Source organism: Saccharopolyspora sp. NPDC045941 (assembly GCF_056431445.1).
In genome coordinates this window covers 71,175-82,582 of the sequence record NZ_JBWKKU010000041.1, presented here as the reverse complement: position 1 = coordinate 82,582, position 11,408 = coordinate 71,175, and the positions used below count along the sequence as shown (strand labels likewise).

12 protein-coding genes are annotated in these 11,408 nt (G+C 71.2%); 1 reads left to right on the top strand and 11 read right to left on the bottom strand.

Features of this window, described 5'->3' with window-relative positions:
- Positions 1-288 precede the first annotated feature (288 nt).
- The 5 genes from AC07FN_RS29175 to AC07FN_RS29155 form a co-directional block, all read right to left on the bottom strand.
- Entirely contained in the window at positions 289-1,737 is a 1,449-nt protein-coding gene (locus tag AC07FN_RS29175; RefSeq protein WP_478398495.1) for a sensor histidine kinase, read from the bottom strand.
- Entirely contained in the window at positions 1,734-2,450 is a 717-nt protein-coding gene (locus tag AC07FN_RS29170; protein ID WP_478398494.1) for a response regulator transcription factor, read from the bottom strand. Before AC07FN_RS29170 ends, AC07FN_RS29175 begins: the two co-directional genes overlap by 4 nt.
- A 195-nt stretch (positions 2,451-2,645) precedes the next feature.
- Positions 2,646-4,781 (bottom strand): ArnT family glycosyltransferase, encoded by a 2,136-nt coding sequence (locus AC07FN_RS29165; protein WP_478398493.1) that lies wholly within the window; start codon positions 4,779-4,781, stop codon positions 2,646-2,648.
- Complete coding sequence (locus AC07FN_RS29160; protein ID WP_478398492.1) at positions 4,778-6,031, bottom strand: bifunctional glycosyltransferase family 2/GtrA family protein; 1,254 nt, start codon at positions 6,029-6,031, stop codon at positions 4,778-4,780. Before AC07FN_RS29160 ends, AC07FN_RS29165 begins: the two co-directional genes overlap by 4 nt.
- Before the next feature lie 262 nt (positions 6,032-6,293).
- On the bottom strand, positions 6,294-6,893 hold the full coding sequence (locus AC07FN_RS29155) for a CGNR zinc finger domain-containing protein (RefSeq protein ID WP_478398491.1): 600 nt from the start codon (positions 6,891-6,893) through the stop codon (positions 6,294-6,296).
- Between the two features lie 56 nt (positions 6,894-6,949).
- Between AC07FN_RS29155 and AC07FN_RS29150 the strand changes: the two genes are divergently transcribed.
- A complete protein-coding gene (locus AC07FN_RS29150) occupies positions 6,950-7,351 on the top strand; it encodes an SRPBCC family protein (RefSeq protein ID WP_478398490.1) in 402 nt (133 codons plus the stop codon).
- A 49-nt stretch (positions 7,352-7,400) separates the two neighbouring features.
- Here AC07FN_RS29150 and mutM read toward each other — a convergent pair whose 3' ends face one another.
- The 6 genes from mutM to AC07FN_RS29120 form a co-directional block, all read right to left on the bottom strand.
- Positions 7,401-8,291 carry a bifunctional DNA-formamidopyrimidine glycosylase/DNA-(apurinic or apyrimidinic site) lyase gene (mutM, locus tag AC07FN_RS29145; RefSeq protein ID WP_478398489.1) on the bottom strand — a complete coding sequence of 297 codons (891 nt, stop codon included), beginning with the start codon at positions 8,289-8,291 and terminating at the stop codon, positions 7,401-7,403.
- A gap of 53 nt (positions 8,292-8,344) precedes the next feature.
- On the bottom strand, positions 8,345-9,043 hold the full coding sequence (gene rnc / locus AC07FN_RS29140; protein ID WP_478398488.1) for a ribonuclease III: 699 nt from the start codon (positions 9,041-9,043) through the stop codon (positions 8,345-8,347).
- Between the two features lie 62 nt (positions 9,044-9,105).
- Positions 9,106-9,288 (bottom strand): 50S ribosomal protein L32, encoded by a 183-nt coding sequence (gene rpmF / locus AC07FN_RS29135; protein WP_093262685.1) that lies wholly within the window; start codon positions 9,286-9,288, stop codon positions 9,106-9,108.
- Positions 9,289-9,290: 2 nt separating this feature from the next.
- Entirely contained in the window at positions 9,291-9,863 is a 573-nt protein-coding gene (locus AC07FN_RS29130; protein ID WP_478398487.1) for a YceD family protein, read from the bottom strand.
- 155 nt (positions 9,864-10,018) lie between these two features.
- Positions 10,019-10,753 carry a DivIVA domain-containing protein gene (locus tag AC07FN_RS29125; RefSeq protein ID WP_478398486.1) on the bottom strand — a complete coding sequence of 245 codons (735 nt, stop codon included), beginning with the start codon at positions 10,751-10,753 and terminating at the stop codon, positions 10,019-10,021.
- 197 nt (positions 10,754-10,950) lie between these two features.
- Complete coding sequence (locus AC07FN_RS29120; RefSeq protein WP_478398485.1) at positions 10,951-11,376, bottom strand: guanyl-specific ribonuclease; 426 nt, start codon at positions 11,374-11,376, stop codon at positions 10,951-10,953.
- Positions 11,377-11,408: the final 32 nt, after the last annotated feature.

Sequence of the window (11,408 nt, the reverse complement as noted above, 5' to 3'; positions counted from 1 at the left end):
GATAGGTAATCACGTGGGGTCCTGGCTCTGCGGAAGACGATCTTGTGGTGAGACCTCTTCTACCAGGACCCCACGCCCACTCTCTTCAAACCCCCGGGCACACACCACCTCAAGACCTCAGCCCCCATCCCACTGAGATCACCTCAATGGAAATCGAAGGTCCGATTTCCAATTGAAATTGCGGAAGTGGAACCAGGGTTCCGCGATGCGGGACGGCACGATCGGTACCGGGACGTCCCGGGGCGTGGTGTCCCGGGACCTACCGGGGCGTTGTGTCCCGGGTGGCGGTCAGGTCAGGGGCAGGAGGAGGCGGAAGGTGCTGCCGCCGTCGGGGTTGGCGTGCAGTTCCACCCTGCCGTTGTGGGCCTCGGCTATCGCCGTCGTGATCGCCAGGCCGAGGCCCGTTCCGCCGGCGTCGCGGTGCCGCCCGTCGTCGACCCGGTAGAAGCGGTCGAAGATCCTCGGTGCGTGCTCAGGTGGGATGCCCGGGCCGGTGTCGGTGACCGAGATCAACGCCACCGGGGTGCCCGCCGGCAGCTCCGCGCCGGCCGCCGCGATCGCCCCTCCCCCGGCCGAACCCCGCGCGACGTCGACGGTGACCGGCGAGCCCTGCGGGGTGTGCATCAGGGCGTTGTTCACCAGGTTCGTCAGCACCTGGCGGATCCGGGGGCTGTCGGCGAGCACCCGCAGCGGGCGATCCCCGTCCCGCAGCTCGATCTCCCGCTCGGGGTCGCGTGCCCGCCCGTCCTGCACGACGTCCTGCACCAGCGGCACCACATCGACGTCGACCAGGTCTATGGTGCGTTCCCGGTCCAGCCGGGCCAGCAGCAGCAGGTCGTCGACGAGGCCGCCCATGCGCACCGCCTCGGACTCGATGCGCCGCATCATCATCCGCACGTCCTCCTCGCGGTGCTGATCGCTGCGCCGGTACAGCTCCGCGAAGCCCCGGATCGACGTCAACGGCGTCCGCAATTCGTGCCCGGCGTCCGCGACGAACCGCCGCAACCGGAGCTCGGAGTGCTCCCGCTGCTGCAACGCGTCCACCAACCGCCCGAGCATCGTGTTCAGCGCCGCGCCGAGCCGACCCGTCTCGGTGCGCGGGTCCTGGTCGGGCACGCGCCGGTCGAGCTGCCCGGCCGCGATGGCGTCGGCGGTGTGCTCGATCCGGTTCAGCGGCCGCAGGCTCAGCCGCACCGTCAGCGCCGCCGCGACGGCCAGCACGAGCAGCACCGCGCCGCCGACGACCAGCTCGATGACGATCAGCTGGCGCACGGTCGCCTCGACGTTCGCCAACGACAGCGCGAGCACCACGAACCGCCCGTTGGGCAGGCCGACCGTCCGCACCCGCCAGTCCGAGCCGCCCGCCCGGTCGGGCACGGTCTTGATCGCCGGGCCGTGCTGCGGATCCCGCAGCACCGGGCCGCCCTGGTCGGTCTGGGGCTGCCCGATCACGGCGCCGACCTGGCCGCCACCGGGATCGAACATCAGCACCCGGAACTCGGTGGGCAGATCGCCGCGTTCGAGCGCCGGGCCCGGTGGAGGCCGCAGCGGGTCCGGCGGCGCGACCAGCCCGTGCTCCCACGGCTCGGACAGCGCCGCCAGCCGGTCGTCGGTGCGCTCGACCAACGACCGGCTCAGCAGGGCGGTGCTGGTCACCCCCATCAGGAACAGGCCGACGACCAGCGCGCCGACCAGCACGAGCACCAGCCGCCCGCGCAGCGTCCGCAGCACCGTCATCGCTGCTCTGGCGGCAGGCGCAGCACGTAGCCGACGCCGCGGATGGTGTGGATCAGCGGCGGCGCGGCGGAGTCGACCTTGCGCCGCAGGTAGCTGATGTAGGACTCGACGATCCTGCTGTCCCCGCCGAACTCGTAGTTCCACACCCGGTCCAGGATCTGCACCTTGCTGACCACCTTCTCCGCGTTGATCAGCAGGTAGCGCAGCAGCTTGAACTCGGTCGGCGACAGGTTCACCAGGCTGCCGCCGCGGCGGACCTCGTAGGTCTCCTCGTCCAGCTCCAGGTCGTGGTAGCGCAGCCGCGAGTCGTTGGCCTGCGCGGGCTGCACCCGGCGCAGTATCGCGCGAAGCCGCAGCACCACCTCGTCGAGGCTGAACGGCTTGGTGACGTAGTCGTCGCCGCCGGCGGTCAGCCCGGCGATGCGGTCCTCGACGGCGTCCCGGGCGGTCAGGAACAGCACCGGCACGGCGTTGCCGTTGGCGCGCAGCTCGGAGGCGACCGAGAACCCGTCCCGGTCCGGGAGCATCACGTCGAGCACCACGATGTCCGGCCGGAACTCCACGGCGGCCCGCAGCGCGTCGGCACCCGTGCCCGCGCCGTGCACGTCGAATCCGCTGAGGCGCAGCGCCGCCGTCAGCAGCTCCAGGATGTTGGGCTCGTCGTCGACGACCAGGACGCGCGCGCTGTTGGTATCCGCCACGCCGTCAAGCATCGCCCACCTCCCTGGGAAAGGCCTGGAAGAAGTCTGGGAACCGGATGGGCCGGTGTTTCCGCAGGTGCGGTGCCGCGGGTGGTTCGGGTTGCTATAGCGCCCCGAACCGCTCACGGCACCTGACCAGGCAGAACAGTACCCGCCGCGGAGCTCCCCGGGGTGGGTGCGCGACTCGGCCGCGCACCCACCCGCGGGTCAGTTGCACCGGTAGAGCTGCACCGATGTGTCCGCCGCGCCTCCCCAGGCGGCCGGGTCGACGGGGGCGCAGTTCTGCTTCACCCACTCGTCGCGTTCCTGCCTGACCTCGCCGCCCGTCATGCCGCCGGGAGGCTGCGCGCCATCCGGTGCGCCGTCGCCCATGCCGTCCCGATCACCCGTGCCGCCGCGACGCGGCATGCCACCCGGGCCGCCCATGCCGCCGAGCTGGACGAAGCCGAGCTGACCGGTCCGCTTCCACTCGGTCAGCCGGGCCACCGACGGGGCCTCGTCGCCGCCGCTGAATCCGCCCATGCCGACCACGGTCACGTCCGATTCGATGATGTACGACGAGGCGCCCATCGAGCCGCCCTCCACCGCCAGCGGCACGTCGAGATCACCCGCATTGGCCTGGACGTAGTCGAGCATCTTGCGCTGCTCCGCGCTCAGCGACTCGCCGCCGCCCGCGCCGCCGACGAACAAGATCTGCCCTTGCTCGGCGCCGCCCGGCTCGACCGAGTTCTGCCCGCCGTCCTGGCTCTGCCCGTCCGGGGGCCCGCCGTCGCCACCCGCAGCCGGGAACCGCGTGGCGCCCGGTGGGCGCATGCCCGTCTCCGGCCCGGCCATCGGGTTCGTACCGCCCATGCCCTTCGGAGCGCTGACCGCGCCGATCGCCGACCACGCCGTCGGCACTGCCAGGGCCGCGGCCAAGCCCAGCACCAGGCCGCTCCTGGCCAGCGCCGCCTTGCCGCGCCGCCCGATCAGCAGCACGACCAGCGCGAGCACGCCCAACCCGGCGGCCGCGAACCCGGCCCACGCGTGCCAGCTCAGGTCGCGCGCGACGATGGCCACCGCCCACGCCACCGTGATCGCGACGCCGACCGGAAGCAGCAGCCACGCCTTGCCCTGCGGTTGGCGGTACCAGCGCCAGAACCGGACGACACCGGCCCCGGCGATCGCGCCGACCGCGGGCGCGAGCATCGTCGTGTAGTAGGGGTGCATGATGCCCTGCGCGAAGCTGAACATGATGCCGATGACCACCAGCCAGCCGCCCCAGAGCACCCAGCCCGCGGCCTGCTCCCGGTCCAGCGGCCGGCCGCCGCGCCACCGCCGCACCCCGGCGACCAGCATCGCGACCAGCACCAGCGCGCACAGCGGCAGCAGCCAGCTGATCTGACCAGCGAGCTGCTCGTTGAACAACCGCAGCAAGCCCGACGAACCGGAGAAACCACCGCCACCGCCCGAGGGTTGGAAACCACCGCCCGGCGGCTGGCTGCCGCCACCTGACGGCTGGAACCCGCCACTGGGCGGTTGAAAGCCCCCACCACCGCCGAAGATCCGCCCGAAGCCGTTGTAGCCGAACACGAGATCCCAGGCGGAACCGTCCTCGCTGCCACCGATGTACGGCTTCGGCGACGGCCACAGCGCGGTCGCGACGACCCAGAAGAACGAGCCGACCAGGACCACCCCGGCCGCCGCGCCCAGGTCCAGCAAGCGCCTCCCCCAACCGGCGCGGCTGCCGACCAGGTAGGCCGCGATGAAGGCGGGCAGCACCATCCACGCCTGCAACATCTTCGTCAGGAAGCCGCAGCCGACCAGGAACGCCGCCGACGCGACCCACCCGGTGGCCTTGCGGGACTCGAAGGATCGCGTCATCGCGTACGCGGCCGCCACGACCAGCAGGACGAGCAGCGTGTCCGGGTTGTTGTCCCGGTTGATCACCACCGTGATCGGGGTCAGCGCCAGCACCAGCGCGGCGATCAGCGCGGCGTGCTCCCCCGCCCACCGCCGGACCGCGCGGTGCAGCAGGAAGACCGCGGCGACCCCCGCCACCACCTGCGGGAACAGCACGGCGAACTGGTTGAACCCGAACACCTTCACCGAAAGCACCTGCAACCACAGGGCCATCGGCGGCTTGTCCACGGTGACCACGCCGGCCGGGTCGAAGGAGCCGAAGAAGAAGTTCTCGAAGCTCTGCGACATCGACTTCACGGCCGCCGAGTAGTACGAGTTCCCCCAGGACCCGCCGATTCCCCAGCAGTACAGCACCCCGGACAGCACGCAGATCGCGGCCAGCGAGATCCGCTGCCACGGCGCGGCCGCGCGCTGCGCGTTCGTCGCATCGACCGACATCATCCCTGTTCCTCTTCCTCCGGCAGTGCCGCGGGCCGGAAGACCCACGACCTCAGCAGCACGAACCGCAGCCCGGTTCCGATCATCGAAGACACCACGAGCACGAGAACTTCCAGCCACCGCGACGAATCCGGCTGCCAGGCGTCCAACCCGAGCAGCGCGCCGGAGGTGACGACGTAGTAGAGGGCGAACACGACCAGCCCCTGCAGGTGCACGCGACCGGACGAGCCCGCCCTGCCGAGGAAGGTGAACCGGCGGTTGGCCTCGGTGTTCCACAGCGTGGTGACGGTCAGCGCCGCCAGGTTCGCCAGCAGCGGCGGCCACCAGGAGCGCAGCAGGGCGTACAGGACCGAGGTGAGCACTGTGGACACCAGGCCGATCACGCCGAACGAAACCAGCTGCCACAGCAGGCCGTTCTCCCGCTTCGCCAGCACCGCCTGCGGGTGCGCGGCGCGCGGCGCGGGCCGCTGCGGCAGGCCGGGAACCTTCGCCGCGCCGGTGATCTTGGCGCGGGCCACCCGGACCAGGCCCGCGACGTCGTCGACGGCGGTCCGCACCACGTTGACCCGGGTGTCGACGTCCTCGACCCAGTCCACCGGCACCTCGTGCACCCGCAGCCCGTTGTGCTCGGCCAGCAGCAGGAGTTCGGTGTCGAAGAACCAGGAATCGTCGCTCACGTGCTTCAGCAGCGGCTTCACCACATCCGCGCGCGCCGCCTTGAAACCGCACTGCGCGTCGGTGAACCGGGCACCGTGCGTCCAGCGGATCATCTTGTTGTAGCAGCGCGAGATCAGCTCCCGCTTGCCGCCGCGGACCGTGCGGGCCCCGGTCGCCAGCCGGGAACCGATCGCCAGGTCCGAATGCCCGTTGACCAGCGGGGCGACCAGCGGGAGCAGCGCGTCCAGGCCGGTCGACAGGTCGACGTCCATGTAGACCACGACATCCGCGTCGCTGTAGCCCCACGCGGTGCGCAGCGCCAGGCCGCGCCCCTTGCGGTCCAGGTGCAGCACCCGCACGCCGTCCATCGAACGGGCCAGCTCGCGGGCGACGCCCAGCGTGCCGTCCGTGCTCGCGTTGTCGACCACCGTGATGGTCCAGGAGAACGGAAAACCTTCGGACAGGTGCTCGCGCAACACCTCCAGACATCCCGGGAGCGTTCGTTCCTCGTTGAAGACCGGGATCACCACGTCGATCGTCGCGGTCCGGCGAACCACGCGATGCGCGTCGACGCCGAGCTGCGGCACAGCATTCATCTCCCACCACCTCGTTTCCGGCGTCCATCAAGCCGGGGCGAGGTGCGAGTGCCGTGGAAACAGGCTGGGAAATCACTGGGAATCGGCGGCCGCGACCGGACCCGATCGCATTTCCGCAGCTCAGCCGGGCCCGTTCCGGCAACGATCAGCGGCCTTCCGGCAATTTTCCGAAGATTTCCCAGAAACGACCGCTCGCCGCAGGATCCGTCAGCGACCACTGTGGACGCCGAGTCCGCGGCCCGGAAGCTCCCGCCCGCGGAAGTCAGGACTGGCGGGCCCGGTGGGCGTTCACCTTGTGGCGGTTGCCGCAGCGCTGCATCGAGCACCACCGGCGGGAGCCCGGCCGGGAGGTGTCGAGGAAGAGCAGCGAGCAGTCGTCCGCCGCGCATTCCCGGAGCCGCTCGACTCGATCGCCGCCGAGCAGCTCGATGGCCTCGCGGGCCGCGGCGCCGAGGATCTGGCTGCCGGTGACGGGCGAGGCCCACCGCCGGACACCCGTCGCCGGGTCCAGCCTCGGCCGGGGCGGCGGTTCCGCGCTGTCGTTGACCACCTCCAGGTCGGCGCTCGACGGGCGCTCGCCGTGCGCCACGGCCTTCGCGACCGACCACATCGTGTCCCGGAACCGCTTGATGCGGCGGAGTTCGGCGGGCTGGATGCGGATGTCGTCGCCGGACAGCGGCGCGACCTCGGCCAGCCGCGAGCCTTCCAGCCAGCGCGCCAGATCCGCGGGCTCGTGCAGGATCTCGTAGCGCTGGTACGGCCCCGGCCCGCCGGTGATCAGCAGCTCCAGGCAGAAGCATCCGGCGTCGAACCGGAACCGTTCGCCGGTCACCGCGGTCAGCAGCCTTGTTCCCACCCGCATGTAACCACTATATTCGGTTCTCTTCCGCTTTAACCGGTTACATCGAGGACGGGGACATGATCGGGCAGACCAAGGACGCCGGCTTCCAGATCGGGGTCTCCAAGACCGTGCCCCACCTGCCGGAAGCGGTCTGGCGCTTCCTCAACAGCCCGGCGGGCATCGCGCTGTGGCTCGGCGCGGGCGCCACGCTGGAGAAGGGCGCGACCTACCGGACGGCGGACGGCACGACCGGCGAGATCCGCAGCCACCGCGAACTCGACCGGGTCAGGCTCACCTGGCGACCGGCCGACTGGGACCACGACACGACGGTGCAGGTCGCGATCGTGGGCAAGGGCGACCGCACGCAACTGCGCTTCCACCAGGAGTGGCTGGCCGACGCGGACGAGCGCGCCCGCCAACGAGACCACTGGCAGCGCACGATCACCGCCGTGATCACCGCCCTGGCAACGGAGCCGTGAGCCCTTGCTGGGTGGCGCTTTCGCGCGAAAACGCCACCCGACGAGCCTGTCAGAGGTGGGCGTTGCGGGGCTTGGGCTGGCACACCGGGCAGGTGTAGGACGAGCGGTTCATGAACGGATCGCGTCGCACCGACGCCCCGCACCGCGGGCACGGGTGCCCCGCCTGCCCGTACACCGCCAGCGACCGGTCGAAGTAGCCGGATTCGCCGTTCACGTTGACGTACAAGGCATCGAACGACGTGCCACCCGCGTGCAGCGCCTGCTGCATGACATCGGTGACGGCGCCGAAAAGCTCGCGGATCTTGGGCCGGGTCAGCGTCGCCGTGGGCCGGGCCCAGTGCAGCTTCGCCCGCCACAGCGCCTCGTCCGCGTAGATGTTGCCGACGCCGGACACCAGGCTCTGGTCCAGCAACGCCCGCTTGATCCCGGTGCGCCGCGTCCGCAACCGGTCGGCCACCGCTTCGAGGTCGAACACCTGCTCCAGCGGGTCGGGCGCGATGTGCGCCACCGGCTTCGGCAGCGCGATCCCGTCCACCTCGACCAGATCGGCCAGGTGCAGGCCGCCGAAGGTGCGCTGGTCCACGAACCGCAGCTCCGGACCGCCGTCGGAGAACCTCATCCGCACCCGCAGGTGCTTCTCGTCCGGGACGTCGCCGGGCTGCACGAGCAGCTGACCGCTCATCCCCAGGTGCACCACGAGCGCTTCGCCGCCGGACTCGGGTGCACCGGCCTCGTCGCCGAGCTCCAGCCACAGGTACTTGCCGCGCCGCCGCGCCGCGCTCAGGCAGCGACCAGCGAGCCGACCGGCGAAATCCTCCGGACCGGGCACGTGCCGGCGGACAGCGCGCGGATGCAGGACCTCGACGCCGGACAACGTCCGGCCGACAGCATGATCGGCGACACCGCGCCGGACGACCTCGACCTCAGGCAACTCGGGCACGAAAACATCTTCGACCACCCGCGCCGGACCCCGGCGCGCGGCCCCGGATTCCGCTACGCGGAAGGGGTCTCGGCGTCTTCGGTGGTCTGTTCGGAGAGCTGGCGCCAGGCCGCTTCGGCGGCCTTCTGCTCGGCTTCCTTCTTGGTGCGGCCATCGCCGCGACCGTAGGTCTGCCCGCCGACCGCCACGTAGGCGCTGAACTCCTTGCGGTGGTCCGGACCCTGCTCCTCGACCCGGTACTCGGGCACGCCGAGCCCCGCCGACGCGGTCAGCTCCTGCAGGCTCGTCTTCCAGTCCAGCCCGGCCCCGCGCTGCGGCGCCTCGGCCAGCAGCGGCTCGAACAGCCGGTGGACGACGCCGCGGGCGACGTCGATGCCCTCCGCCAGGTACACCGCGCCGAGCACGGCCTCCAGGCCGTCCGCGAGGATGCTCGCCTTGTCCCGGCCCCCCGTGAGCTCCTCGCCCCTGCCCAGCAGCAGGTACTCGCCCAGGCCGCCCTCACCGAGCCCGCGAGCGACGCCGGCCAGCGCGTGCATGTTGACCACGCTGGCGCGCAGCTTCGCGAGCTGCCCCTCGGGCAGGTGCGGGTGCTCGGTGTACAGGTGATCGGTGATCACCAGGCCGAGCACCGCGTCGCCGAGGAACTCCAGCCGCTCGTTGGGCGGCAGGCCACCGTTCTCGTACGCGTACGAGCGGTGGGTGAGGGCAAGGGTGAGCAGCTCGGCGTCGAGTTCGACGCCGAGCGCTGCCAACAGCGGAGCCCGATCGACCTTCCGGACCCGCGACTGCTTTCCCCCCACTGCGCGACCGCCGATCAGGCGGGCTGGACGATCTGGCGGCCGTCGTACTGGCCGCAGGCCGGGCAGACGACGTGCGGCAGCTTCTGCTCGCGGCAGGAGCGGTTGGAGCACTGCACCAGCGTCGGCGCCGAGGTCTTCCACTGCGACCGGCGGTGACGGGTGTTGGCCCGGGACATCTTGCGCTTCGGGACGGCCACGACTACTTCTCCTCCTCGGTCCCGCCGAGCCGCTCTTGCAGCGCAGCCCAGCGAGGATCAATGGTCTCATGCGTGTGATCCGGGGCGAGTTCGGCCCACTTCACGCCGCACCCGGAGCACAGCCCCTGGCAGTCCGGCGAGCACAACGGCGCCGAGGGCAGCGACAGCAACATCGCGTCCCGCACCACCGGTTCGAGGTCGATCAGGTCGTGCACGACCCGCTCCACCTCGTCGTCATCCGTGCTGACGTCCGTGGCGCTGTCCGGGTAGGCGAACAGCTCCCGCACCTCCACCTCGACCTCGTCGGAGATCGGGTCCAGGCACCGGACGCACTCGCCGGCCAGGGTGGCCACGGCGGTGCCGGACACCAGCACGCCCTCCACCACGGACTCGGCCAGCAGGTCGAGCTGCACCGGATCGCCCTCCAGCACCTTGATCATGTCCAGCCCGAACCCGGTCGGCGCCGGGGCACTGCGCGTGTAGGCACGGCTGCTGCCGGCCCGGTGGCCGACCTCCCGGGTGTCGATCACCCAGGGGCCGACGTGCGCGGCGTGCGCTGAATGGTTCTGAGACATCACAAGTTTCGGTGGTCAATTCGACAGGGCGGTGCGGCATAGGCGGATGAGAAACTGCGCATCATCCCCAGCCAGCTTTCCCAGGGTACGCGACACCCTTCCAGCCGCGACACCAGGGCCTTCCACCACCGAGGACGGGCCCGGTGGCGCGGAGATCAGTTGGCGCCGGTGTTGTTGCCGGCGTGCCACTCCTCGTAGTCGAAGGGGGCGCCCATCGGGCTGCGCAGCTGCTGGCGACCCTTGCCGACCGTGCGCAGCGTGCGGCTGAGCAGGTCCTCGAAGTCCGCGAGCCGGGAATCGACGTACGCGTCGCACTCGCTGCGCAGCCGCTCGCCGTCCTCGTTCGCCTCGTCGACGATGCGCTTGGCCTCGGCGTTCGCCGCCTGCACCACCTCGGTGTCGGCCACCAGCCGGGCCTGCTCCGCCTTGCCCTCGTGCACCGACTGCTCGTACGCGGCGCGGCCGGCCTGCACCATGCGGTCGGCCTCGCTCTGGGCGCGGCCGACGTACTCCTCGTACTCGCGGCGGCCCGCGGTCACCGCCTGCTCCGCCTGCGCCCGCGCCTCGGCCAGCAGCTCGTCGGCCTGCTCCCGGGCGTCGGCGAGCAGCTGCTCCGCCTCGGCGCGCGCCGAGCCGACCGTGCGGTCGGCCTCGTTGCGGGCGTCGGTGACCGACTTGTCGGCCTGCGCCGCCGCGGTGGACACCACCTCGTCGCGGTGGTCGAGCACGTCCTGGGCGTCGTCGAGTTCCTGCGGGATCGCGTCCCGCACGTCGTCGAGCAGCTCCAGCACGTCGCCGCGGGGCACCACGCACCCCGACGTCATGGGCACGCCACGCGCTTCCTCGACGATCGTGACCAGCTCGTCGAGCGCCTCGAACACCCGGTACACCTTGATCTCCCTGCCGTCGTAGCCGCCGCAGCGGCAAGCATCTCAGAACACCCGCAGCCGCCGATCACGGGTTTGTCCTGCTACCAGTCTGCCCGGGCCGGGCAGACTGGCGGGGGAAATCCAGTTCCGCGTGTCAAGCCCCCGAACGCGCTCGTGCGCGTCCCGGACGGCCCGGAACGCGCACGGCTCTCGGTGGACTACGCGTTGATGTTGGTCAGCTGGAAGCTGTCGTAGTGGTCCTGGGTGTAGAAGTACTCGCCGCCGTCGCCGACCACGAACCGGCGGGCGCCGCGGTCGTCGCTGCCGGGGGTCTTGACGGTGTACTCGTGGTAGTAGCCGCTGGCGCACTGCGGCAGGATGCCTTCCCGGTTCTCGAAGACCGTGCCGTCCTGCGGGTACGGGTAGGGGCCGCCCTTCTTGATCAGGTTGACCGTGTCGGTCGCCTCCTTCGGCAGCGCCGACAGGTCGACCTTCTGGAAGCCCGAGGTGTCCCCGCACGGCGCCTGCGCGACGGCAGCCGTCGGCGCGGCGGACAGGGCGCTCGCCTGGAACCCGATCAGCCCCACCACGGCGATCAGACCGGCCAACAGGACCTGGAGTGTCTTCGACGTGATCCGCTTCATGGTCGAGCACGCTACGTCGATGACGTGGTCAC